General features: G+C 67.5%; 18 protein-coding genes. 10 read left to right on the top strand and 8 right to left on the bottom strand.

The genetic code is table 11. The features are described 5' to 3' along the window. Positions 1-30 precede the first annotated feature (30 nt). The 3 genes from glmM to rplM are packed head-to-tail and all read right to left on the bottom strand — an operon-like array spanning position 31 to position 2,362. Positions 31-1,389 carry a phosphoglucosamine mutase gene (glmM, locus tag RWQ91_RS10830; RefSeq protein WP_314505858.1) on the bottom strand — a complete coding sequence of 453 codons (1,359 nt, stop codon included), beginning with the start codon at positions 1,387-1,389 and terminating at the stop codon, positions 31-33. Positions 1,390-1,406: 17 nt separating this feature from the next. Continuing rightward, positions 1,407-1,886: a 30S ribosomal protein S9 gene (rpsI, locus tag RWQ91_RS10825; RefSeq protein ID WP_314505857.1), complete on the bottom strand. Its 480-nt coding sequence runs from the start codon at positions 1,884-1,886 to the stop codon at positions 1,407-1,409. A gap of 29 nt (positions 1,887-1,915) precedes the next feature. Continuing rightward, entirely contained in the window at positions 1,916-2,362 is a 447-nt protein-coding gene (gene rplM, locus RWQ91_RS10820; protein ID WP_314505855.1) for a 50S ribosomal protein L13, read from the bottom strand. 344 nt (positions 2,363-2,706) lie between these two features. Here rplM and RWQ91_RS10815 point away from each other — a divergent pair, with 344 nt between their 5' ends. The 5 genes from RWQ91_RS10815 (at position 2,707) to galU (ending at position 8,894) form a co-directional block, all read left to right on the top strand. Next, a complete protein-coding gene (locus tag RWQ91_RS10815) occupies positions 2,707-3,615 on the top strand; it encodes a response regulator transcription factor (RefSeq protein ID WP_314505853.1) in 909 nt (302 codons plus the stop codon). Between the two features lie 300 nt (positions 3,616-3,915). Further along, positions 3,916-4,995, top strand: a complete 1,080-nt coding sequence (locus RWQ91_RS10810; protein ID WP_314505851.1) for a hypothetical protein — start codon at positions 3,916-3,918, stop codon at positions 4,993-4,995. A 3-nt stretch (positions 4,996-4,998) separates the two neighbouring features. Further along, positions 4,999-6,702, top strand: a complete 1,704-nt coding sequence (locus RWQ91_RS10805; RefSeq protein ID WP_314505849.1) for an ATP-binding protein — start codon at positions 4,999-5,001, stop codon at positions 6,700-6,702. After that, a complete protein-coding gene (locus RWQ91_RS10800; RefSeq protein ID WP_314505848.1) occupies positions 6,695-7,858 on the top strand; it encodes a hypothetical protein in 1,164 nt (387 codons plus the stop codon). The genes RWQ91_RS10805 and RWQ91_RS10800 overlap by 8 nt, the downstream gene beginning before the upstream one ends. A 142-nt stretch (positions 7,859-8,000) precedes the next feature. Further along, a complete protein-coding gene (gene galU / locus RWQ91_RS10795; protein WP_314505846.1) occupies positions 8,001-8,894 on the top strand; it encodes a UTP--glucose-1-phosphate uridylyltransferase GalU in 894 nt (297 codons plus the stop codon). Between the two features lie 12 nt (positions 8,895-8,906). Here the strand turns inward: galU and RWQ91_RS10790 are convergent, their stop codons facing one another. The 4 genes from RWQ91_RS10790 to RWQ91_RS10775 all read right to left on the bottom strand — a co-directional run bounded on the left by RWQ91_RS10790 (position 8,907) and on the right by RWQ91_RS10775 (position 15,209). Further along, a complete protein-coding gene (locus RWQ91_RS10790; protein WP_314505845.1) occupies positions 8,907-10,871 on the bottom strand; it encodes a hypothetical protein in 1,965 nt (654 codons plus the stop codon). A gap of 196 nt (positions 10,872-11,067) precedes the next feature. Continuing rightward, complete coding sequence (locus RWQ91_RS10785; RefSeq protein ID WP_314505843.1) at positions 11,068-12,534, bottom strand: DUF222 domain-containing protein; 1,467 nt, start codon at positions 12,532-12,534, stop codon at positions 11,068-11,070. Positions 12,535-12,664: 130 nt separating this feature from the next. Further along, complete coding sequence (locus RWQ91_RS10780; RefSeq protein WP_314505842.1) at positions 12,665-14,182, bottom strand: M28 family metallopeptidase; 1,518 nt, start codon at positions 14,180-14,182, stop codon at positions 12,665-12,667. Positions 14,183-14,393: 211 nt separating this feature from the next. Continuing rightward, on the bottom strand, positions 14,394-15,209 hold the full coding sequence (locus RWQ91_RS10775) for a type II CAAX endopeptidase family protein (RefSeq protein WP_314505840.1): 816 nt from the start codon (positions 15,207-15,209) through the stop codon (positions 14,394-14,396). A gap of 33 nt (positions 15,210-15,242) precedes the next feature. Between RWQ91_RS10775 and RWQ91_RS10770 the strand changes: the two genes are divergently transcribed. The 4 genes from RWQ91_RS10770 (at position 15,243) to RWQ91_RS10755 (ending at position 19,955) form a co-directional block, all read left to right on the top strand. Beyond that, on the top strand, positions 15,243-15,842 hold the full coding sequence (locus RWQ91_RS10770; protein WP_314505839.1) for a low molecular weight phosphatase family protein: 600 nt from the start codon (positions 15,243-15,245) through the stop codon (positions 15,840-15,842). 299 nt (positions 15,843-16,141) lie between these two features. Next, positions 16,142-17,671, top strand: a complete 1,530-nt coding sequence (locus tag RWQ91_RS10765; RefSeq protein WP_314505838.1) for a polysaccharide biosynthesis tyrosine autokinase — start codon at positions 16,142-16,144, stop codon at positions 17,669-17,671. Positions 17,672-17,840: 169 nt separating this feature from the next. Further along, complete coding sequence (locus RWQ91_RS10760; protein WP_314505837.1) at positions 17,841-18,590, top strand: hypothetical protein; 750 nt, start codon at positions 17,841-17,843, stop codon at positions 18,588-18,590. A gap of 330 nt (positions 18,591-18,920) precedes the next feature. Beyond that, positions 18,921-19,955, top strand: coding sequence for an acyltransferase (locus RWQ91_RS10755; protein WP_314505836.1), 1,035 nt, complete (start codon positions 18,921-18,923; stop codon positions 19,953-19,955). A gap of 190 nt (positions 19,956-20,145) precedes the next feature. Here the strand turns inward: RWQ91_RS10755 and RWQ91_RS10750 are convergent, their stop codons facing one another. Continuing rightward, positions 20,146-21,429 (bottom strand): O-antigen ligase family protein, encoded by a 1,284-nt coding sequence (locus RWQ91_RS10750; protein WP_314505834.1) that lies wholly within the window; start codon positions 21,427-21,429, stop codon positions 20,146-20,148. 646 nt (positions 21,430-22,075) lie between these two features. On the opposite strand from RWQ91_RS10750, the gene RWQ91_RS10745 reads away from it, so the two are divergent. Continuing rightward, positions 22,076-23,566, top strand: coding sequence for a sugar transferase (locus RWQ91_RS10745; RefSeq protein ID WP_314505896.1), 1,491 nt, complete (start codon positions 22,076-22,078; stop codon positions 23,564-23,566). Positions 23,567-23,571 lie beyond the last annotated feature (5 nt).

Raw genomic sequence — 23,571 nt, 5'->3', positions numbered from 1 at the left:
CGTGCACAAGTGACGGACGAACGGGGGAAGCTACAGCGCGAGCCGCTCCCGAACGACGTCCGCGAGGCGCCCGGCATACCGCTCGGCGACATCGGCTGACGCCGCCTCCACCATCACGCGCACCATCTCCTCGGTGCCCGAGGGCCGCAGCAGCACGCGTCCCGATTCGCCGAGCTCGGCCGAGACCTCGGCGACCGCCGAAGCGACCCCGCCGTCTGACGCCGCCCGGGTGCGATCCACGCCCCGCACGTTCACGAGCACCTGCGGGTACACGGTCATGATCGAGGCGAGGTCGGCGAGCGAACGCCCGGTCCGCGCCATCTCGGCCATGAGGTGCAGGCCGGTCAGCACGCCGTCGCCCGTCGTGGCGTACTGGCTCATGATGACGTGACCGGACTGCTCGCCGCCGAGCGAGAAGCCGCCCTCGGCCATCGCCTCCAGCACGTAGCGGTCGCCGACGCCGGTCTGCACGACGCTGATCCCGTGATCAGCCATCGCGCGATGCAGGCCCAGGTTGCTCATCACCGTCGCGACCAGCGTGTCATCCGCGAGGTGCCCGCGCTCCTTCATCGCGACCGCAAGCACCGCCATGATCTGGTCGCCGTCGACGACCCGGCCGCGGGCGTCGACCGCGAGGCAGCGGTCCGCGTCGCCGTCGTGGGCGATGCCGACGTCGGCGCCGACGCGCACCACGTGCGAGGCCAGCAGGTCCAGGTGCGTGGATCCCACGCCGTCGTTGATGTTCAGCCCGTCCGGATCCGCCCCGATCACGGTGACCCGTGCTCCGGCATCCCGGAACGTCTCGGGCGAGACTCCGGATGCCGCCCCATGGGCGCAGTCCAGCACCACGTGCAGGCCGTCGAGGCGGTGCGGCAGCGACGCGAGCAGGTGGACGACGTATCGGTCTTCGGCGTCGGCGAACCGGCGGATGCGGCCCACGCCGGCACCGGTCGGCTGCAGCTTGGGCAGCGCCATGGCGGCTTCGATGCGCTGCTCGACCACGTCGGGCAGCTTGACACCGCCGCGCGCGAAGATCTTGATCCCGTTGTCGGGCGCGGGGTTGTGCGAGGCCGAGACCATGACCCCGAAGTCCGCGCCGATGTCGGCGATCAGGTACGCCGTCGCCGGGGTCGGCAGAACGCCGGCATCCAGCACGTCCACGCCCGAGGACGCGAGCCCGGCCGCCACCGCAGCCGCGAGGAACTCCCCGGAGACGCGCGGGTCGCGGGCGACGACGGCGGTGAGGCGCTTGCCGGCGGCTTTGCGGGCCTCGGCAGTACGGCCCTGGCCCAGGACGACAGCAGTCGCCTGGGCCAGGGTGAGTGCGAGATCGGCGGTGAGGGGGCCGTTGGCCAGCCCCCGCACCCCGTCCGTGCCAAAGAGCGGCATACGGAGGGTCGAACCGATCAGCGCTTGGAGTACTGAGGAGCCTTGCGGGCCTTCTTGAGACCGGCCTTCTTGCGCTCCTTGACGCGCGCGTCACGCGAGAGGAAGCCGGCCTTCTTAAGGGTGGCGCGGTTGTTCTCTTCGTCGACGCCGTTCAGCGAACGGGCGATGCCCAGGCGCAGCGCGCCGGCCTGACCCGAGGGGCCGCCGCCGGAGATGCGCGCGATCACGTCGTACGCGTCGGTGAGGTTGAGCACCGTGAAGGGGTCCTTCACAAGCTGCTGGTGCAGCTTGTTCGGGAAGTAGTCCTCGAACGAGCGACCGTTCACGGTGATGACGCCCGAGCCGGGGACGATGCGCACGCGGGCGATGGCCTGCTTGCGACGGCCGACCGCGGCACCGGGGACGCTGAGCACGGGGCGCTCGGCGGCAACGGCCGTCTGGTCGACAACGGTCTCGGTGGAGTAGTTGGTTTCGGTGGAGTCTTCGATATTCGCCACGGGGATGTCCTTAAATCTGGAAGCGGCGCTTACTGGGCGACCTGGTCGAGGGTGAAGGTCTTGGGCTGCTGCGCACCGTGGGGGTGCTCGGCGCCGCGGTAGACCTTGAGCTTGGTGAGCTGCTGCGCACCCAGGCTGTTCTTCGGGAGCATGCCGCGAACGGCCTTCTCGACAGCGCGCTCGGGGTTCTTGGCGAGGAGCTCCTCGTAGGTGACCGACTTGAGGCCGCCCGGGTAGCCCGAGTGGCGGTAGGCCTTCTTCTTCTGGAGCTTCTGACCGGTCAGCGCCACCTTCTCGGCGTTGATGATGATCACGAAGTCGCCCATGTCCATGTGGTTGGCGAAGGTGGGCTTGTGCTTGCCGCGGAGAAGGGTCGCCGCGTGCGAGGCGAGCCGGCCGAGGACGACGTCGGTGGCGTCGATGACCAGCCACTCGCGCTGGGCTTCGCCAGCCTTGGGGGTGTACGTGCGCGTCACAATAGTGCTGCTTTCTTGATTCGAACGGAGATGTTCGTGAATCCCGCTCCGGGGGGTTTGATTCCGGATGCCGGATCAAACGCGCCAGTGGAGGGCTCACGTTCGCGGTGCCAGGCCAGCAGGGCGCGGGCACCAAGGATCGAGTCTACGGCATCGGGATGCCGACGCCAAAAGCGTGCGGAAGCGCCGGCGCTTCGCCGAGGGGAGTTGATGCGGGTGGTGCTTGTGAGAAACACCCGTATGACACAATTCACCTTCCAGCACCACTCCGGTTCGCCCCCAGCGACGCCATCCGGCACCCGGAGTACCCGTACCGCACCGCACGGCAGGACTGGAGCAAGTGCATGACCGAAACCACCGACAGCGGGCGCACAGCGGTCATCGTCGAAGACGATGCCGAACTCCGTCACCTGCTGGTCGATGTTCTCGAAGCCGCCGGATTCTCGACGGTCTCCGTGGGAAACGGCATCGACGGCATCCAGGCGGTTCTGTCGCATCAGCCGATGATCACGACGCTCGATGTCAACATGCCGGGCATCGACGGGATCGAGGCCGCACGACGCATCCGCGCGGCCAGCGACACGTACATCGTCATGATCACGGGGATGGGTGACGAGGCGGACGTCGTGCTGGGCCTCACGGCCGGCGCGGACGAGTACATCACCAAGCCGTTCCGTCCGCGGGAGTTCCGTGCCCGCATCGACGCGATGCTGCGGCGCGGGCGAGCGGCCGCAGGAGTGGGAGCGGCATCCGCGGCGCCTGTTCGCACCCAAGAGGGGGCCGCTGCGTCCTTCCCGTCGGCGCCCGGCACGTCCGCGCCCGCGACGGCGCCGGCGCTCGTGTCCCAGGCCGCCGGCGACCAGCTCGTCATGCGGGAGACCGGTGCGGTCGAGGTCCCCGCGCAGGATGGGCAGTGGATGGCGCACCGCAATCTGCGCCTCGACCTCGACAGCCGCATCGTGCTTATCGATGAGGACGAAATCCACCTCACCCGCACGGAGTTCGACCTGCTCGGGGCGCTGCTCGAATCGCGGCGCCGCGTGCGCAGCAAGGCCGACCTCGCTCTGCAGCTGCGCGGCGAGTCGTACGTCACGACGTATTTCGTGGGGGATGCCGACAAGCGGGCGGTCGAGGCGCACATGACGAACCTGCGCCGCAAGATCGGCGACAACCCCGCACACCCTCGATTCATCGAGACCGTGCGGGGCGTCGGCTACCGCCTCACCGCAGAGACCGCGCCTCCCCCGGCGTGATCTTCGGGTCGCCCTTCCCCAGTGCGACCCTTCTGCGGCGAGTGGCTTCTGGACCGTTCGGGTCGATCCAGATCTCCGAGCCGTTCGCGCGGCTCAGACCTTGACTCCCTGTCTGCGGGATCCGCCGGTGTGTGTCCCCCGAAGTGGGGACGAGCACCGGAGCACCCCGTGGGAACCACCTTGTTATGCTCGCTTCCACGTAGCACTCGTTCTTCACGGAGGCGGGCGCAACGAATCCTCAAGGTTTGCGCAACGCCTCACTGCGGTGGATGAGCGCGAGCGCAGCGACAGGCGGGCGCGATGATCACGCTCTACACGGTGACCCTCACGGTGGCGTGCTGTGTGGCCGTTGCGCTGGTCGTCGTCTCGGAGCGGCGCACCAGGGCCGCCGATCCGCAGTGGGTCACCACGTCGACGTTCGCGGTGCTGGCGGCCAGCTGCGCCACCCTGTCAACCCTCGCTTACGCGATGGCGGGCCCCGTCGACGCCAACCTGTTCCCGCTCGTGATCGCCGACATCTCCATGCCGCTGTCGATCGGTCTGGTCCTCGCCGCGGTGCGACGGGCGACCGGCGAGCGGCGCACCTTCGCGATCATGTCGATCACGGTCTCGATCGTGGTGGGCGCGACGACGCTCCTGCTCTCCCCGGCCGCCGGCCAGGCCGCCAAGCTCGTCGTCCTGGCGGCGCTCAGCATCATGACCGCCGTGGTGTGCCTGCGCAGCCGGCTCCCCGTTCTCGGTGCGGCGCTGGTTGGGGTGACGCTCGCCCTCTACGGCGCCTACTGCGCGCTGCGTCTGGCGGCGCCGTTCGTACTCGAGCCCGATCACTGGTCGCTGGACTACGTCTTCGCCCGCGGCCCGAGCACGATCGCCGCGGCCCTCGCGGTCGCGCTGGTGGCGGCGGGAATGATCGTGATCATCCGGCGCGCGCAGACCCCGGAGCTGACCTCGATCGTCAGCAATGAGACGCTGACCAACTGGATCGAGGCTCTGCTCGCTCAGCGCAGCTTCGTCCTGGCGATCACGATCTCGGTGCCGGCGCTTCCGCTGCACCGTGCGGCGTTCGGTCGCGCGTGGGCGCTGTCGATCGCCACGGCGGTCACACAGGCTGCCGCTGCCGTGCTGCCGACCGGGAGCGTCATCGGCCGCGCGGCCCCTGGGGTGCTCGTCGCGCTTCAGTTCACGAACACGTTCGACCTGCCCACGATCCGCACGCTGCTGCAGGCGAGCTACGAGCGGATGCTGCCCGCCGGCGCACCGACCGACCCTCCCGACCTCGAGGTGCAGCAGCTCAGGATCACTTCCGCCGCCGATGTGCGGCGGTTCGCCCGGCGGGCGCGCGTCGCCGCGCGGCGCGTCATGACCTCGCAGGGGGTGTGAGCGATGACCACGCCCGCGCCGCTGCCGATCGGCACCCGCACCGCCTCGATCTGGCAGTCGCAGCTGCTGCTGTCGATCGTCGTGGTGGTGATCGTCCTGATCGTTCAGGCGCTCTCGCCGGAGTCGCTCAACCAGTGGACCTTCACGATCGGCGTCTCGCTCGTGGTCGTCCTGACCGCGGTGGCCCTCGCCCTCCCCTGGGACCGGCTGCCGCGCTGGGTGGTGCTGATGATCCCGCTGCTAGACATCGTCGCCGTCGGCCTGATGAACCGCGACACCCCGGTCGATTTCGCCTTCCTCTGGGTGTTCCCGGTCACGTGGGTGGCTTCGCACTTCCCGCTGTGGGCGACCGGCACGGCCCTGGGCACGGTCACGGTCATCGTGCTGCTCGAAGAGATCCGCCCACCTGCCGACGCGAACGGCACGCTGCGCCTGATCGTCGTGACGCTCTCGCTCACCTTCATCGCGATCAGCACGTACTCCTCGTCGCGCCAGAGCCGGGCCTTCAAGCGCCTGCTGCGCCGCGAGGCGACCAAGCTGAACGAGACGCTCACGCGCTCGACGCGCCAGGAGCGCGAGCTGTCGCGCGTGCTCGGCTCGATAGATGTCGGCGTGGTGCGCCTGTCGGCCGACGGCGAGATCCTCGAGGCGAACAAGACCTACCGCGACCTCTACGACATCGACCCCGACGATGCGGGCTTCGCTCCGCGCTCGGTCGAGTACGACGGCTTCGAGGGCGACCCGCTCGGCAACGCCCGCCGGCCGATCATGCGCGCGCGTCGCGGGGAGCAGTTCGAGGACGAGCGCACCTGGCTGTTCACCGCCGACTGGGAGTGGCGCGCACTCGCGGTCACCGCGCTGCGACTGCCCGACGACTCCGGGCTGGCCTCGGGGGGATCCCTCGTGATCGCCCATGACATCACCGCGATGATCAGCGCCGAGCGCGCGCGGGCCAGCCTGGCAACGCGGGTCTCGCACGAGCTGCGCAATCCCCTGACCACGATTCTGGGGTTCTCCGACCTGCTGCTCGAAGAGCCCGACGTCGCCGGCCGCACCCGCGATCGCGTGCAGGCGATCACCTCGGCCGCCGAGCGCATGCTGACGCTGGCGAACGAGATCCTCGAGTCGGGCAAGCGGGCGCAGAAGGCCGAGTCGATCATGACCAGCACCGACCTCGCGAAGGTCGTCGCCGATTCGGTGGAGTCTTTCGCTCCCGCTGCCGAGGCCGGCGGCATCCACGTGGTCCTCGCCGTGTCCGAGCCGGTGTCGGTGCACGGCGACGCGTTCCGCCTGCGCCAGGTGAGCGACAACCTGCTGAGCAACGCGATCAAGTACACGCCGAAGGGCGGGCGCGTCACAGTCGAGGTGTTCCGCTCGAGCGCGAAGGACGGGGATGCCGCCGCCGCGGATCAGGGAGTGCTGGTCATCACCGACACGGGGATGGGCATGGGCCCGGACGACCTCGAGCGCATCTTCGAGCCGTACTTCCGCACCGCCGCCGCCGAGGCCAGCCCCATCACCGGCACGGGACTGGGCATGGGCATCGTGCGCTCCCTCGTCGACGAGCATCGGGGCGAGCTGTCCGTGAAGAGCGAGCTCGGGCGCGGCACCGTCGCGACGGTGAGCCTGCCGCTGGACGAGGGGCCGGATGCCGCGCCTCCGCCGCCCCGTGCCCAGAAGCTGCCGCGGGAGACGACCGATGCGTGAGGCTGCGGCGGCGACGGTGGAGGGAGCGGGCGACCTGGTGGTGGGCCTCACGACCACCATGACGGTCTGCGTCGCGCTGATGATCTGGATCGGACTGCTCGGCCGGGCGAGCCGCGCAACGCTGCTGTGGACCTTCGCCCTGTTCCTCGGCCTGCTCGGGTCCTACGGAACGCTGGCGTCCGCGGCGATGGGCACCGACGTCCTCCTTCACCCGGTCGGGTTCGGCATCATGTTCGGCATGCCGCTCGTCATCTGGTCGGGGCTCCGCGCGGCTCAGGGCAAACGCTCGCTCGCGTGGATGGGCTTCGCCCAATCGCTCGTCTCGGTGGTGCTGCTGGCGCTCACGACGAACCTCCCGAACGGCTTTACCGTCTTCCGCTGGCTGTTCTTCGCGTCGGCGATCGGCGCGATCCTCGGGGCGATCGAGGTGCTGCGCGGCACGTTCCGGGGGTCGCGGTTCGGCGTGCCGCTCGTCGTGGGTTCGGCCGCCCTGGTCCTTCTCGGAGCGGTCGGCGCGGCGGGCGACGTCGGGAACTCGAGCCCCGAGGCCGATCTGGTGTACATCCGCGGCGTCGTGATCGCGATGAGCGTCTACGCGATCTGTGCGACCGTGAGCCTGCTCTTCCTCGCCAACCGACGTCCGGGCGCGCGGGACGCGCTCGAGGCGATGGATGCGTTCGCGATCGAGCCGATGATGCGCGCCGTTGTCCGCGAGCGGCTGCTGCGCGCACGGCGCCGGAAGGAGCAGAGCTGGTCCTTCATCGATCTGCGGCTCGATGACGCGCGCGATCTGCGTGACGCCACCGGCGACGCGGCGTTCGGAGCGACGATCCGTCGGTTCGAGAACATCGTGGCCGAGACGTTCCCCTCCGACGTCGATCTCTGCCGCGTTGCACCGGGGCACGTCACCGTGTTCGCGTCGCAGCCGGCCGGAGCGGTGCGGGAGTTCGTCCGCACCGTGCTGAACGAGGTGTCGACCGCGGACGGCGAGGCGCCGACGAGCCTGCGCATCTCGGCGAGCGCGGGAATCGTGCCCGTGGACGTCGCGACCGCGTCGTACGAATCCCTCGTGGATGCCGCCGCCCTGCTGGTGCAGGACGCCCAGAGCGAGGGCGGCGACCGGTGGCGGCGCGCGGAGGCCGCGGCTGCTTCGTGATGGCGACCGCCGGCGGAGGTCGCGTTCGACAATTCTTGTCCCCTCTTCGGAGGACAGGGGTTCGCCTTCGCCCCCGGTGAGAGGCTATTTCGGTCACCGTGGCGAAACATTCCCTTCACGCAACATCGGTACGGTCGTCGTCATGACCCTCCCCTCCATCAAGGCCGTGATTCCCGCGGCCGGTCTCGGCACGCGGTTCCTCCCCGCCACGAAGGCCATGCCGAAAGAGATGCTGCCCGTCGTCGACAAGCCGGCGATCCAGTACGTCGTCGAAGAGGCGGTCGCCGCCGGCATCGACGACATCCTCGTGATCATCGGTCGCAACAAGAACGCGCTGGCCAACCACTTCGACCGCGTCACCGAGCTCGAGCACAGCCTCGATGCAAAGGGCGATCACGGCAAGCTCGCCCGCGTGATGGAGCCGAGTTCGCTCGCCGACATCCACTTCCTGCGCCAGGGCGACCCGAAGGGTCTCGGGCATGCGGTGCTGCGGGCCAAGAAGCACGTCGGTCACGAGACGTTCGCCGTGATGCTCGGTGATGACCTGATCGATGCGCGGGACGCGCTGCTCTCGCGCATGATCGAGGTGTCGCTGGCTCAGTCGGCGACGGTCGTCGCGCTGATGGAGGTGGATCCGTCGCACATCCACCTCTACGGCTGTGCCGATGTGGACCGCACTGACGATGCGGACGTCGTGAAGATCAAGGCGCTCGTCGAGAAGCCGGCCGCGGCCGAGGCGCCGAGCAACCTGGCGATCATCGGCCGGTACGTACTGAAGCCCGAGATCTTCGAGGTGCTCGAAAACACCGCTCCCGGCAAGGGCGGGGAGATCCAGCTGACCGATGCACTCGAGGAGTTGGCGGCCGATGAGTCGATCGCCGGAGCGGTACTGGGTGTGATCTTCTCGGGTCGTCGCTATGACACCGGTGATCGGCTCGACTACATCAAGTCCAGCATCCTGCTGGCGCTGGATCGTGAGGATCTCGGACCCGACCTGGCGACGTTCATCAAGGAGCTGGCGCCAAGACTGCCTTAGTCAGGCCGGTGGTCACGGAGTACCTGTGGGCGCGGGTTCGGGTGCCGGCGTCGAGGGCTCCGGCTGCGGTTCCGGTGCCGGCTCGGGCGCCGGCGCGGGATCCGTCGTCGGCTGCGGCAGCGGCGCGGGGTTCGCCGGGCGCACCGGCGTCACCGGGGTGACGTCGTTCTCCGCCCGAACCTGATCTTCGCGCAACGCCGTGACCGCGGCCGCGTAGGCGAGGAGCTCGGCGTCCCCTGATCCGCCCGCATTCTGGGCGGCGGGGACGGCGACGGATGCCGCGACAACAGCATCGCGGAAGCTCTGCAGTGCCCGCCTGTTCTCACCCTCGATGACGACAGCCGTCTCGGGCAGTGAGGCGCCGAGGGCGACCTGGGCGACGCGCAGCGCATCGACCTTTTCCTGCAGCGCTGTCTGCGCAGCGCGCACTTCCCGTGTCGCCGTCGTGACGAGCCCGGCGTGGGCCTCCGCGATCTTCGTGGCTGCCTTCAGCTCATCGATGTCCGCCATGTCGACATCGCCGCGCTCGTATGGATCAGGTACATCGCCGAGGTCGGCCGCGGCAAGCTGCGCTATCAAGGCGGCGAGCGCAGCGTTCGACGCGTCGAGCAACGGCTGAGCCGCCATCCCCGCGATCGCGGCGAGCGGCGGACCTGCCGAGTCGGCGGTCGCCTGAGCGCTGGCGACCGTGTCCTCGTACTGCGAGACGGCCTCGTCGAGCAAGGGCTCCGGGTCGGTGGCTGCCGCTTCGGCGCCCTCGAGTTCAGCGACCGCTGCGGCCAGCTCTTGCGCCGCGACGTTGTTGGCCGCGATGTTCTGTGCGATCAGCACGGACCCGACGACGACGCCTATGAGCAGCACGATCGAGACGGCGACCGACCAGCGCACTCGTGTGCTCCACGCCCGGATGCCGCGGCGTTCTGCAGGATAGAACGCCCCGGTCGAGGATGCCGGCGTGGTCCCCACCGGGGACGCTGCTGCGGGTGCTGCCGCGGCGGCCGCCGCAACGGATGCCGGCAGGGCGACAGTCTTCGCGTCCGGTCCCCCGCTGACGGCGTCCAGCCAACTGGGCCGGGTGGAGGCGAGGGCCGCGTCGGCGGAATCGACGGATGCCGCCTCGTCGGCCTCGTCCGACCCCGGCTCGTCGGGCTCGTCCGACCCCAGTGCCCGGCCCGCGAGCATCGCGCCGGCAGCCAGGGGAACGGCTTCCTCGCTTCTCTCAGCGGTCTCCTCGGTAGCCGGCTCGCCCGTCGACGGGCCTGGCGGCTCGACCGGCGACGCGAATGCCGGCTCATCACCTGCCTCGGATGCCGGCTCGCCGAACGACTCGAATGCGAGATCCTCGTCGAAGCCGAGCTCAGCCAAGTCTTCGGCGAGGATGAGGTCGGCTGTGCTCGGTGACGGGTCGTCCCACAGTGCCGTTGACGGTTCAGCGGGCGGCGCGTCGTCCGTCACCGAAGACGAGTCCGACCAGACCGCTATCCCCGCCGCGATCTGCTCGGTGGCGTGGTCATCGGGCGATGGCTCCACTGGATCTGACTCGACAGTGGCTTCGGCCGGCTCAGGGAGATCGAAATCGGGTTCGTCTGACGCGAGATCATCGACGGGCGCGGGCGGGGTCTCCTCGAACACTGTCGGCGCTGCCGGCGACTCCACCGCGGGCGGGACCCACATCGTTGGCGCCTCAGACTCGGCGACGAATGGTTCGACCGGCGAAGCCATCAGACTCGGATCCCACGTGAAGTCGGGTTCTTGTGCCGGGGCGTCCGACGTCTTTTGCGCTCCGAACAGCGCCGCGAGACTGTCCCGCCGGGCGCCCTCATCAGCGGCAGGCACAGCACGGTCCGGCTGTTCTGCCGGTCCGAAGAGTCGCGCCAGTTCGTCTTCCTGCGCGCGGTGCGCGGCGTCTTCGGGCGCGCCACCGAGCGACTCCACGTCATGGCGCGGGTCGATATCGGAATCCTCGGGTGCTGTCACGCGTATGCCTAGCTCCGCAGGGAAGGAGCGGCGTCAGCTTACATGGGGAGCCCGAAAGGACACCTTGGTGCTTGCGCAGAACCCCCGGTCACGCGTATAACCCGCCACGAGCGTACTGACTCCACGCGCGCCGACCGCGCCCGGCCGGGCCCGACCCGGACAGACCCGCCCGGGTTCACTCGTCCTGCCCGTCCGTTCACGCCGCACGCCATCCCGTCCGCATCTCGGGACGCGGCGAATCCCACGCCCACCGCACCGCCGACCTGGACGGCAGCACGACCGGATCCTCGGGAATTCCGGGTGGCCGGTGAAGGACGAACGGTCCTCGTCCATCCCGCCTGATCCGCCACCCCGCGTTGTGAAGCAGCATGTGGTGGAAGCGACAGAGCAGCACCCCCGACTCGATGTCGGTGCGCCCGCCCTCCGCCCAGTGCTCGGAGTGGTGGGCTTCGCAGTACGACGCGGGGACGCGGCATCCCGGCCAGAGACACCCGCCGTCGCGCACCGCGAGCGCCATCTTCTGCTTCGGAGTGAACAGCCGGTCGTCGCTGCCCACGTCGAGCGGGTTGCCGCACGAGTCCACCGTCACTTTCACAGACCCGACGTCGCACAGCGCTCGGTCGATCACCGACCCGGGCAGCGCGTCACCGCCGTCCTCGAGGTGGGCAGTCGCCACCAAGCGCCCGAACGCGTCGCGCGGGCCGATCGCATCGCGCACCACGACGATGCGGACGCCCGGCTGACGAACTCCGAACACATCGGATGCCGTCGCCAGCGCCCCGGCACGGAACACGTCAGTGACCAAGTCGTACGTCAGCTGCTCGTTGGTGCGGGTGTCTGCGACCAGATCGGCAGCGGCCTCACGCTCCTCCGCGGTCATGAACCGCGGTCCTCCACGGCGAGGCCGCAGCGCGGAGGCGATAACGGAGTCCCAGAACGCTGCACCCTCGTCGTCGAAGTCGATGCGCCCGTGCCGGCCACCGTCGGCATCTGTCCACGTGCGGAATGACGGCGCCTCGAAGCGGCGCGCGCAGCGCTCCTCGGTGCCAATCGGATCCAGCGCATCGCGCACTTGCCGCGCTCGCCGAGCCAGCTCTTCGACCTCGATGCCGTCCGCCTCCGCCACCAGCTGCGCCGCTGCTAGCCCCCAGACCTCGCCGACGCCGTCCAGGCGTTCCGGCGGCTCGCCCACTCCGCGCAGAATCGCGTCGTGCTGGGCCGGTGTCAGCAACCCGGCGAACATCGCACGGCCAAGCGACTCATGCCACGGCCGCTCGACCGGCGCAGCCGCCAACTCCGAAGATTCGTTCGCCCCCGCAGAACCGTCGAGCAGCGCTCCACCCACCCGCACGGCGCGTACCGCATCCGCTCGCGTTCCGCCCGAGATCGACTGCACCAGCGAGACGGGAGACGAATGCCCGCGCACCGCGGCGGCGCCGCTCTGACCCAGGTCGCGCGACGATCGCTCGCTCAGAATCGCCGCACCGACTGCCATCAAGCGGTCCGCATCATGCTTGACCGCTGCGGCGATCTCGACCATCGCGACGACCGCGTCCGTCTCCCACCGCCGGGCAGCAGCGACCAGATCGGCACCGTCGACATCCACACCAAACTGCGAGTCGAGGGTGCAGATCCGCTCTCGCATGTCGGTCAAGATGGCCATATTCGATACTGACATGAGCCGCCGACATTCATACATAGATTCGAGCCGTTGTGGATATCAGCCCACAGCCACAACGCTGAGGCCCGCCGCCCTGCGACAGGACGACGGGCCTCAGCGGCCGTTCAGGCGGTCACTCTGCGGCGCCCTGGTGAAGACCACCGCCGGCACCGGCCGAGCCCTCCGCGACCGGTCCTGCCGGAGCGGGCAGCGCGAGCCCACCGGGGATCGACTTGCCCACTACGCCGTTCACCGTCTCCGTTGAGTACGAGTAGGCGAGCACAGCGAGCGCGATGGCATCGGAGTTGACGCCGAGCGCCTTCTCACTGATGTTCAGGATCGTGTCGCACCCCTGGTGGTAGCACGGGTCCAGCCACTGTCCCGCCGTGCCGCCCCAGATCGCAGCCTGCTCCGGCGTCTTGACCTCTTCCGCGCCGGTGAACAGGCCGCCCGAGGCGATGCCGGCATCGATGAATGCGGCGTAGTCGCTGCGTCCGCTGAACTCGGCATCGGTGTAGGGCTCATTCACGCTCGTGAAGTAGCTCTCGAAGAGGTCCTCGATCTGCACCGAGCCCTCCGGAACCTCGACCGGAGCCGGGTAACCCGACTCGTCACTGTCGTAGATCATGAACATGTAGTTCGGCGAGGCGATCATGTCGAAGTTCAGGTAGAGCGCGATGCGGTCGCGTTCCTCCTGGGGCAGCCGGTCGACGTACGAAGTCGAGCCGACGAGGCCTTCTTCTTCGGCCGCCCACCAGGCGAACCTGATCGTGTTCTCGGGCTTCAGCTTCGACAGGTTCTGCGCGACTTCGAGCAGCGCGGCCGAGCCGCTGCCGTTGTCGTTGATGCCGGGCCCCTCGGGCACCGAGTCGAGGTGCGCACCCGCCATCACGACGTTGTCGTTGTTGCGACCGGGCAGCTCGGCGATGACGTTGCGCTGCGGCACGACAACGGGGTCGGGCACGAACACCCGCGCAGTCGACCCAGACTGGCTCAACGACGCGCCGCCCTCAGGAGTGGTGAAGGCGACCGGCGCGGTAGCCACATACTCCCCGAGCGTCGGGTTGAGCAACCCGGGCACGTTGTTGGCGATGATGATCGCTGCCGCTCCCGCCGCATCGGCGTTGGCCGCCTTGACGGCGAAAGTGCACCCACCTCGCTGGATGAGTGCGATCGTTCCCGCGGCGAACCCGGTGAAGTCGCCCGCCTCGCAGCCGCTCGTTCCCGATCCGTAGTCGATCGCAGTCACTGCGGCGGTGATGTCCCCCACGGGCGAGCCGGTCACGAATGCCGTCTCGAGGGTGGCATCGACAGGCGTCAGCTGCTGCACGGTGGGCGCAGCCTGCTGCTCGAAGTCGAATGTGTCTTCGGTGACGGTCCACCCGGCATCCCGCATCACATCGATGACGTACTCGACGCTCGCGTCATACCCAGAGGTCGTCGCAGCGCGGTTGCCGTCGTTGGCATCGGCGATTGCCTGGAAGGCCTTGAGATGCTCCATCACGCCATCTGGAGTGACACAGTCGAGCAGTTTGGCAACGGTGTTGTTATTGCGGTTGTCGCACTGCGCGGCAGGAGGTGCCGCGAATGCGCCTGTGGCGGGAAGTGTGGCCAGCGCGAGCGCGGCCACCGCCCCACTTGCGACTGCCATCGCGCGTCGCGATGGCTTTACGGATCGGAACATAGTTCTCCTTCGTAGTCGGTGTCGTCGTCGATACCGTGTGGGGCGGGCCGATGTCTGCATCGCCCGCCTGGGGGGACGGATGCCGGGGTACCGGCGTCCGCTTTCGACGCTACGTGCTCGACACCGGGTTGCACCAGGGGCGGGAGTGAGTTTCTTCCGTATCGGCGGAGCCCGTAGCTCAGCCCAGCAGCGTGCCGGCCACCGCGAGCACCACGAACGACCCGTTGTACACGACGTGCGTCAGCACAGCCGGCCAGATTCGTCCCGTCAACATGACGAGCGCCCCGCACACCACACCCAGCAGCGCAAGTGAGATGACTTCATCGACCGAGAGCGCCCCGTCCAGCGAATGCAACATGACGAACAGTCCCGCAGAGACGACCACCGACACCGCCCCCGCCATCACCGCACCCACCGGCCGCCGCAGCAGCCTGTAGAGCGAGACGAGCACCACGCCGCGGAAGAAGAACTCCTCCAGAACCGGGGCGATCACGACCGGCGCGAGCACGTCCGAGAACACGAACCCCGACGGCAGCGACCCCCCGATCGACGGGTACGACGGCAGCGCCCCCGACCCGCCAGTCGCCACGGCGAGCCAGCCCTGCACCATCCGCAGGATCAGCCCAAGACCCACGCCCCACAGAAGGTCGAGAAACCGCAACCTCAGCAGCCCCGCCGGCCGAGACCGGGTGAAAGCCCACACGATGGGCACCAGCATCCCGAGCCACAGCACCGCCGTCGCGGCGAGTCCACCGGCGGAAGGCAGCACCACCGTCACCAGCGTGCCGAGCACGACGCCCAGGCCGACGCCGATGAGCGCCACCGCGAGCACACCCGCCCGCCACGGATGCACCGTGCGCCCGCCGAGCCGCCAGTCGGTGCGGCGCGTTGATTTCACAGAGTCGGATGCCGCAGCCCGCCGCTCTGACCGAGTCGAGACGTCAGACGCCTCGGCACGGGGCACCTCGTTCACGTCGGTAGAGTCGAGCGACATGCGCGGAACGTTACCAGCCCCGGAGGTGCGCCCTTGTTCGAGGTCCTGACGGTCTGCACCGGCAACATCTGCCGCTCGCCGCTCGCCGAGCAGCTGCTGCGCAAAGATCTCGGCGAGCACGCCACGGTCACCAGCGCCGGAACCCGCGGTCTGCGCTCGGCACCGATGACTCCCGAGGCGCTCGCCTTGGCCGACCAGCTCGGCATTCCGACGGCCGATTCCACGGCGCACCGCTCGCGGTTTCTGATCGAGCAGCACCTGCTCGCGCCCGACCTGATCATCACGATGACCCGCGACCACCGCCGCATGGTCGCCGAGCTGGCGCCATCGCGCGTGCGCTCGACGTTCACGGCGCGCGAGTTCGCGCGGCTCTCGGCCGACATCACCGACGAAGAGATTCAAGATGTCGCCGCCAAGGCCCCCGTGCAGAGCCCAGGCGCGCGCGTCCGCGCCGCCGCCGCGCTCGTCGCGAGTCGTCGCGGGATGGTGCTGCCGCCCGACAAGCCCGAGGACGACGATGTGATCGACCCGTACGGGCGGTCGTGGCAGACCTACGAACTCTCCGCCGCCCAGCTGGCGCCGGCGCTCGACGAGGTGGTACGGGTGCTGAGCGCCGCAGCATCCGGCCGGTAGAGAAATCAATGAGCCCCCGGATTGAAGGGCATCGATCCGGGGGCCACAACCGACGTTACGGGGCCGTCAACCCCCGCGTCTGTCGGTATTTCGGGGGACGCCTGTCCCCTCTTCGGGGGACGCGAAGAGCTTCGAAACCGAAAACACCCGCAGAAAGACGCGGAATCCGTCCCTCTCCTTTAACATGCCCGTCACGTCCCGGCGAGGACTCCGAAACGCATCCGTGTCACCATGGACGCACCTCGGGGCTTCCCCTCGCGCTCTCGCACCATGAGCGCGACCCACGAGGGAAAGGCGTCATGGAGCTCACCGACTACATCCGTATCCTTCGCAAGAACTGGATCATCATCGTTCTGGCGACGCTGCTCGGAGTGGGCGTGGCGGCAGGGTATTCACTGACGCGCACGCCGATGTACGACGCGCAGAGCACGGTCTTCGTCTCCACTCAGGCGGGCGGAACCGTCGCCGAGATGCAGCAGGGATCCACCTTCACGCAGTCGCGAGTGACGACGTACTCCAACCTGGTCACGACGCCGATCGTCATGAATCCGGTGATCGCCAAGCTCGATCTCGGCATCTCGGCCAACACCCTCGCGGAGTCGGTGTCCGCTACTGCTCCGCTCAACACGACGCTGATCACGATCTCGGTCACCGACGCCGATCCGCTGCTCGCTGCCGACATCGCCAACGCGCTGGCGGCGAGCCTGACCGCGGCCGTCGAGTCGATCGAGACGCCGAACGGCAGCGAAGAGAGCCCCGTGCGGCTCACCCGTGTGAAAGATGCGATTCCCGCCCTCGCACCTTCGAGCCCGAACGTGACCCTCAACCTCGTGCTCGGCGGTCTCGTCGGTCTCGCGATCGGCATCGGCATCGCAGTGCTGCGGTCGATCCTCGACACGCGCATCCGCACGCCCCAGGACCTCACGCCCGTCACCGACGCACCGCTCATCGGCGCGATCGCGTTCGACCCGAAGGCCAAAGAGCGCCCGCTTATCGTGCACGCTGACCCGCTCAGCCCGCGCGCCGAGTCCTTCCGGGCGTTGCGCACCAACCTGCAGTTCCTCGATATGGGCGGCCGTCACAGCTTCGTCGTCACCTCGAGCGTTCCGAGTGAGGGCAAGTCGACCACGACGATCAACCTCGCGATCGCACTGGCGGACGCCGGCAAGCGCGTCGCGCTGCTCGACACCGATCTGCGCAAGCCCAAGGTGGCCGAGTACCTCGGCATCGAGGGTGGCGCCGGGCTCACCGACGTGCTGATCGGTCGCACGAAGGTCGGTGACGTGATGCACCCGTGGGGCGACCGCAGCATGTACGTGCTGCCCGCCGGCAAGATCCCGCCCAACCCGAGCGAGCTGCTCGGGTCAGACCAGATGGCCACGCTGCTCGAGGTGCTCGAGCGCGACTTCGACGTCGTGCTGTGTGACGCTCCCCCGCTCCTTCCCGTCACGGATGCCGCCATTCTGGCGCGTGCGACGAGTGGCGCACTGGTCATCGTGTCGGCCGGCAGGACGAACCGACACCAGCTGTCGGGCGCGATCGACGCTCTGCAGACCGTCGGTGCGAAGGTCGCCGGCATCGTGCTGTCGATGGTTCCTACCCGCGGACCGGACTCGTACGCGTACGCATATGGCTACGGATATGGCCAGGGCTATGGCTATGTGCAGGGCCGTTCGCGGGCCGAAACCCGAGCCGCTCGCAAAGCCGGCCGCAAGATTGCTCCCGCTCCGGTCGGGCCGGCCGCCGAGCCCGTCGAAGCGTCGTTGTCTCCGCTCGTCGAGCCGGCGAGGCGGGACGAAACGTCTGACAGCGTCTCTCGCACCCCGTAGGCCGTGGCAAACGACAGATCCTGGCGCTCGTCCAGCTTCCGTTGGAGTGCCGTGGCTACGCTGGTGGTTGCCAGTCTCGGCGTTAGCACCCTCGTCTCTGCGGCATACGATCACGCCGCGCCCAACGAGACCCCCGGGATGGCTGCGCCCGTACCGACCTTCACCCTCGGTGTCCCGACGCCTACTCCCACACCGCCGCCCGAGCCGATCCCGGCGCCCCCGGCGGGACGTCGAACGCTTCCTCGCCGTACGCACGGGAGCCGGCTCGAACGTCTGGTGGCGCGGCGTCGCGGGCGCGTGCGGCGGAACCCCTCCGCTCATCGAGCGCTCAACCGATGCGGGCGCCACCTGGACCGACGTGACACCCCTATGTAGAGGTGTCACTCAACTGGCCGCGCTCGATACGTTCGCGCAGACCGAGGCCGAGATCGTGGTGAGCGTGGGGCCGACCTGCGAGTCGCAGGCGATGCGCACCTTCACGCAGGGCCAGTTCTGGGAGTCGTACCCGCATGTGCTGGCAGCATCGCGCTTCGTCAGAGTGACCGACGCCGGGACTGTGAAGCTGCCGTCCGGCCCGGCGGCGGCGCCGTGCGCCGACGCTCGCGGCTTGCGGGCTCAGGGCGACGTCGTCGCGCTGATCTGCGAGTCGACGGCGTTTGTCGCGAAGGAAGGTGATTGGATCGCTTTGCCCACTCCGGATGCCGCAGCCATCGCCATCGACGGGGTTGACGTAATCGTCGCCCACGCTGCCGACGGCTGTTCGGGCCTGGCTCTCACTCGCTTCGCCAATGCCGACCGATCCAAGCCTGAGCGGTCGCAGTGCGCCCCCGGTCTTGACCGGACGGCGCCGACCGCGATCACGTCGACGGACGGGGGCGCATCCGTGTGGTCGGGTGAAGCCCTCGTCACAGTCCCGTAATCATCAGCCGACCCTTAGCGCCGCGCAATCGGCCCGTGAGTGGTGGACATGAGTGTCCAAGCCGACCCTTGAGACGCGTTGATCGCGTGGTCGAGGCTTCTCTGTAAAGCGTCCGCCCCACGACGACCACCTGACACGTAAGCCAGGGCCATGGCAACGCCTCACCTCCTGATCCACGCGTCATTCTTGGTGTCGATGTAACGCCGCGCGTTCACACGGCCGAAACGCGCGCCTGACAGAGTGACTTTCGTGCCGAGTGAATCAGCGATACAACCGTCAGGTAACCTCGTTGCCGCCACCGGACCAGCGGGTCGCCCCCGCGCGAACTACATGCCGCAGCTGGACGGCATTCGGGCTCTCGCCGTCATCGTCGTCCTGATCCATCACGCTTCGACCCCGCTCGACTTCCCTGGCTGGATGGGCGTCGACGTGTTCTTCGTGCTGTCCGGCTATCTGATCACCGGCATCCTCATGCGCGAGATCGACGACGCGGGGCGCATCCGTATGAAGCGCTTCTACGCCAGGCGGCTGATCCGGTTATACCCGCCGCTGCTGCTGGCTGTTGCCGTCTGCGCAGCGTCGGCCCTGCTCGTAAAGGGCGCCGTCTCCGTTTTAGCAAACGCGCTACTTGCTGTCACCTACCTCATGCCGATCGTGACCTCGTTCAGTCTCGCCGGGGGCGACATGTGGCGGCACACGTGGAGCCTCGGCATCGAGGAGATCTTCTACCTTGTCTGGCCGGCGCTGCTACTGGTGCTCATCCGATTCACGAAGTCACGTCGCGTGCAAGGAGTCCTGGCGGGCGCGTTCGGGGTTGTGCTCACGGTCGGAATGCTCATCGCCGACTTGACAGCAGATCACTCCGTCTACTTGCTTCGCTCTGGTGGCCTATTCTTCGGGTGCGCCCTCGCCCTGGTGATGCACCGAAGCGGCCGCGCGTTCGGCCGCGCCTGGGGATACGCCGGCCTGGCGCTGATTGTCGTGGCGATCGTCGGATCATTGTGGGTGACCGGGTACACCTTCGGCGTGGTCCTGACAATCGTTGGCACGGTGCTTCTGCTGATGCACGTCACCACGCGCGAATCCGAGATCGTGCATGCCCTAGGTTCCGCGGCCCCGGCATACGTCGGACGAATCAGCTACGAGCTCTACATCTGGCATTACCCGCTGCTTGTGATCGTGGCAACAGGCATGGGAGGCACGCTGCTCGATGCCGCCTGGATCGCCATGCCTCTGGCAATTGCGGCCGCAGTTGGGAGCCACGCGCTTCTGACCCGCCCGATGGATCGGTGGAAGGCGCGACTCCCCTACGAGCGGCGTGCGCGGCGGCGGGCGGCACCCGCGACCGAACGTGCAGTCCGCTAGATGGAGTGAGCGTCACGCACCAAATCGAGAAACTTGGCCGCCACTTGCACCGCTTCCTCCGTGGTGCGCCGATCAATGAGGCGACGAAGTGCGAGCTTTGTCGATAGGAAGTAACCGGCCCTTGCGGGCATCCGCGATGTCCCCGTGTTCTGCTCCGTGGACTGCATCCGAGACCGACGACGTCACACGCCTAACTTCGAGCCAAAGCGCCCTTGCTCATCGGAAGTACCTGAATCGCCTCCACCTGCTTGGCGTTGAACCCTGCGACCGTAATCGCGAGCAGCATCCACGTAATCGGGAAGTAGGTCGCGTTCGAGAACAGGCTCGACACGAGGGTCACGATCAGTGCCATTCCGGCGATAGATCGCGTCCCGCGGATGCAAGCCCATGCGAGGAATAGGATCAGGGGCAGAGCGAGGAACGCCCCGTCAACCCACATCGCGAGCAACCAATTCGAGGCGACGTTGTTCGTCGATTCACCCGTGACGAAGTCGCCCCAGACCCCGACACGGCCAGAGGCACTGAGCCCGTGGCCCCACGGCGGAATGTCTGAGGCAAGGTCGAGGAGTAGGTTCGTCTGCCTGACCCGAGCCTGCCCGGAGATGTCGTCGGGGTCTGGATTCGTTCCCATCATCGTGCCCACGCGCACGATGACGTCGTTGCGGAGCGCGGTGTTCACCGAGAAAGCGATAGCCCCCACAACGGCTACGACGACGACTGCAATCGCACGACCGGTCCGCACCCGCTCACTCGGCTTGGATCGCCCTCGTAGCAGGAACACGATTGCCCCGAGGACAGCGGCGACTACTACTGCCACCCATGCCGCGCGGGCGAAGGCGAGCACTAGGGCCGACACATTGAGCACAAGCAGTGCCGACCGGAGCCCCCATGGCATCGGAATTAGCCATGCGAGGATCACACCGATTCCCGCGAACATGCCCAGCCAGTCCGGCTCGGGGTAGATGCCTGTAGGGCGCCCGATCGAACTCACGTCGAGGTGCCACAAGTCCATCGGGATGATGCCAGTGACCTGCGACAACCCGACGAGCGAGGCCAGTGAGACCACCGCTAGTAGGCCAACGAGCATTCTGTCACGGTCGACTTTCACAGTCCCGAGGATGATGATGATGGCGCTGGCGGTGAGCCCGATCAGTTGCAAGGCGAGCGTAGGGCTGTTGACCAGATCACCCATAAGCGCTGTACCCCCTAGGACGAGGGAGCATGCGCCGAGAACGACCGCCGACCCCGCGCCCTCCTTGTCGCTTTGCCTGGCAGCGAGGAGTAGCCACAGCACGACCAGTAGGGTGAAGACGTGGATGCGGAGCACCTGAACGCCGACTAGCCCGGCAGATGCTCCCACTGCGTACGCGAGTACGAGTTGCCTGTAACGGAGCGGGATCGCAAACAGCACGGCCATCCCAAGGAACGCGACTGCGCCTACGGCTGCGAGCTCCAACAGATTCGCGTTACCCATAACGATGAGGGTATCTGCCGCTCGTGTACAGCTTGTTACGTTCCCGTCAAGAGCATGCGGTGCCATCGGTCACGAAGAGGTCGTTTGCGCCGAACAGGAACGTCAGACCTGCCGAGACTTGCGACGATCGCTGCGCTCGTAACCGTCGTGGGCGCTTCGGTGGCGAGAGCCGCGCCCGTTACCCGTGATCGCGGTTAACTTCCCTTCACCGTTGCTCCACCAACCCAAGCAACGGGGATAACCAAGTTGAGGCTCGCGATGATCGGGGATGTGAACGTGCCAATCGCAGCGTGACCGTCGCCGGGACGTCACCCGACTTTGACAGCACGGTGCACATTGCAGCTACTGCAAACGAAGTGCATGGCGCGGCACCTCAAGCCGTGCACCGGTGTTGCCACGGCGCCGCGTCCCCCGAAGAGGGGACACGATGTTGCTCCTACCGTCATTTGCGCGACACATAGCGCTGATAGCGTTTTTTGCGGGGGAACTTCGAGGCAAGAAAGGATGGTCTGTGACGTCTGACCTGCAAAAGGTCGACGCGACGACGACGTCGCAGCGAATTCCTCAAATCTCAACATCGCACATCCCCGCTGAACAGCCCTCAGCTGCTTCGGCGGATGCTGTGGCGATGGCGCCGAACGCGCAGATGGTGTCTGCGCCCAGCTCGATCTCGAGTTCGACTCGGGTTCCGCGCGCACCCGATCGGTGGCGGCAGCGCTACGCGCGGCGAATCTGGATCAGCGACCTGCTCGTCCTGATATGGGTCGTCTACGGGACGCAGATCGCCTGGTTTGGTCTAGGCAACGCGCAGGTCTCCATCCGAGAAGACAGCCGTCTCAGTGACTTCTCGTACTGGTTGTTCTCAGGAGGCCTCGTACTCGGATGGATGTGGGTACTCAGCTTGATCGACTCGCGCAGCGAGCGCGTGATCGGCAACGGGAACGCCGAATACAAGCGCGTACTCGACGCGAGTGTCCGACTATTTGGAATCGTCGCGATCATCGCCTTCTTGCTCCGAGTCGATGTTGCGCGAGGGTTCCTCCTCATCAGCCTTCCTATGGGCGTGCTGATTCTTTTCGTCGAACGCTGGCTGTGGCGTCAATGGCTGATCTCGCAGAGACTGAGGGGACGCTATTCGGCCCGCGTGCTGCTCGTCGGTTCCGAATCGACCGTCGCTCACCTCGCCCGAGAACTTCAGCGCACTCCAAGCGCCGGCTACCGCGTTGTCGGAGCATGTGTGCCTTCGGGCAAGGTGGCCTCAACCATCGAAGGCACCGAAATCCCGATCATGGGAAACGTGAACGCCGTTGATCGGGCGCTCATTGCCACAGGTGCCGATACGGTCGCGGTGACCAGTACCGACGAACTACCGCCCGACAAGGTCAAGCAGATCTCATGGGGCCTCGAGGCCGGCAAACAACACCTCGTGCTTGCGCCGAGCATCATCGATATTGCCGGCCCACGCATTCAGACGCGTCCTGTGTCAGGCCTCCCACTCATCCACGTGGAGACACCGCGGTTCAGCCGAGGTCAGCGGGTCGTGAAGCGCACCGTTGACCTGATCGCATCGCTTCTGGGCGTGATCGTCATCAGCCCCGCGCTGGCATTCCTCGCGATAAGCGTCCGACTGTCGAGCGACGGCCCCGTCTTCTTCCGCCAGACACGGGTCGGGCTGGGCGGCAAAGAGTTTTCGATGATCAAGTTCCGCTCAATGGTCACCAACGCCGAGGAACTGCTCGCTGACCTCGAGAAGCAGCAACGTGACGCTGGCAACGAGGTGCTCTTCAAGATGAAGGACGACCCGCGCGTGACGCCGATTGGACGCGTCATGCGCAAATTCAGCCTCGACGAGCTCCCCCAGTTATTCAACGTAATTGGAGGGTCGATGTCGCTCGTCGGTCCGCGACCCCCTCTTCCCAAGGAAGTCGCCCTTTACGCCGACCACGTCCACCGGCGATTCCTTGCAAAGCCCGGAATCACGGGCCTCTGGCAGGTCAGCGGGCGCTCGACGCTCTCGTGGGAGGACTCCGTTCGGCTTGATCTCTCCTATGTGGAGAACTGGTCCCTCGTCGGAGATGTGGTCATCCTCGGCAAGACGGCCAAGGCAGCTCTTGCTCCGGGCGAGACTGCCCACTAATCCGC

Source organism: uncultured Microbacterium sp. (genome assembly GCF_963524805.1).
Taxonomy (GTDB): Bacteria; Actinomycetota; Actinomycetes; order Actinomycetales; family Microbacteriaceae; genus Microbacterium.
This window is presented reverse-complemented; position numbering and strand designations above follow the sequence as displayed.

What these genes read in the sequence shown, in the direction of transcription:
- glmM (WP_314505858.1), bottom strand. Translation starts at nt 1,389, where the DNA reads ATGCCGCTCTTTGGCACGGACGGGGTGCGGGGGCTGGCCAACGGCCCC.
- RWQ91_RS10815 (WP_314505853.1), top strand. Translation starts at nt 2,707, where the DNA reads ATGACCGAAACCACCGACAGCGGGCGCACAGCGGTCATCGTCGAAGAC.
- RWQ91_RS10810 (WP_314505851.1), top strand. Translation starts at nt 3,916, where the DNA reads ATGATCACGCTCTACACGGTGACCCTCACGGTGGCGTGCTGTGTGGCC.
- RWQ91_RS10805 (WP_314505849.1), top strand. Translation starts at nt 4,999, where the DNA reads ATGACCACGCCCGCGCCGCTGCCGATCGGCACCCGCACCGCCTCGATC.
- RWQ91_RS10800 (WP_314505848.1), top strand. Translation starts at nt 6,695, where the DNA reads ATGCGTGAGGCTGCGGCGGCGACGGTGGAGGGAGCGGGCGACCTGGTG.
- galU (WP_314505846.1), top strand. Translation starts at nt 8,001, where the DNA reads ATGACCCTCCCCTCCATCAAGGCCGTGATTCCCGCGGCCGGTCTCGGC.
- RWQ91_RS10785 (WP_314505843.1), bottom strand. Translation starts at nt 12,534, where the DNA reads ATGGCCATCTTGACCGACATGCGAGAGCGGATCTGCACCCTCGACTCG.
- RWQ91_RS10780 (WP_314505842.1), bottom strand. Translation starts at nt 14,182, where the DNA reads ATGGCAGTCGCAAGTGGGGCGGTGGCCGCGCTCGCGCTGGCCACACTT.
- RWQ91_RS10775 (WP_314505840.1), bottom strand. Translation starts at nt 15,209, where the DNA reads ATGTCGCTCGACTCTACCGACGTGAACGAGGTGCCCCGTGCCGAGGCG.
- RWQ91_RS10765 (WP_314505838.1), top strand. Translation starts at nt 16,142, where the DNA reads ATGGAGCTCACCGACTACATCCGTATCCTTCGCAAGAACTGGATCATC.
- RWQ91_RS10755 (WP_314505836.1), top strand. Translation starts at nt 18,921, where the DNA reads ATGCCGCAGCTGGACGGCATTCGGGCTCTCGCCGTCATCGTCGTCCTG.
- RWQ91_RS10750 (WP_314505834.1), bottom strand. Translation starts at nt 21,429, where the DNA reads ATGGGTAACGCGAATCTGTTGGAGCTCGCAGCCGTAGGCGCAGTCGCG.
- RWQ91_RS10745 (WP_314505896.1), top strand. Translation starts at nt 22,076, where the DNA reads ATGGTGTCTGCGCCCAGCTCGATCTCGAGTTCGACTCGGGTTCCGCGC.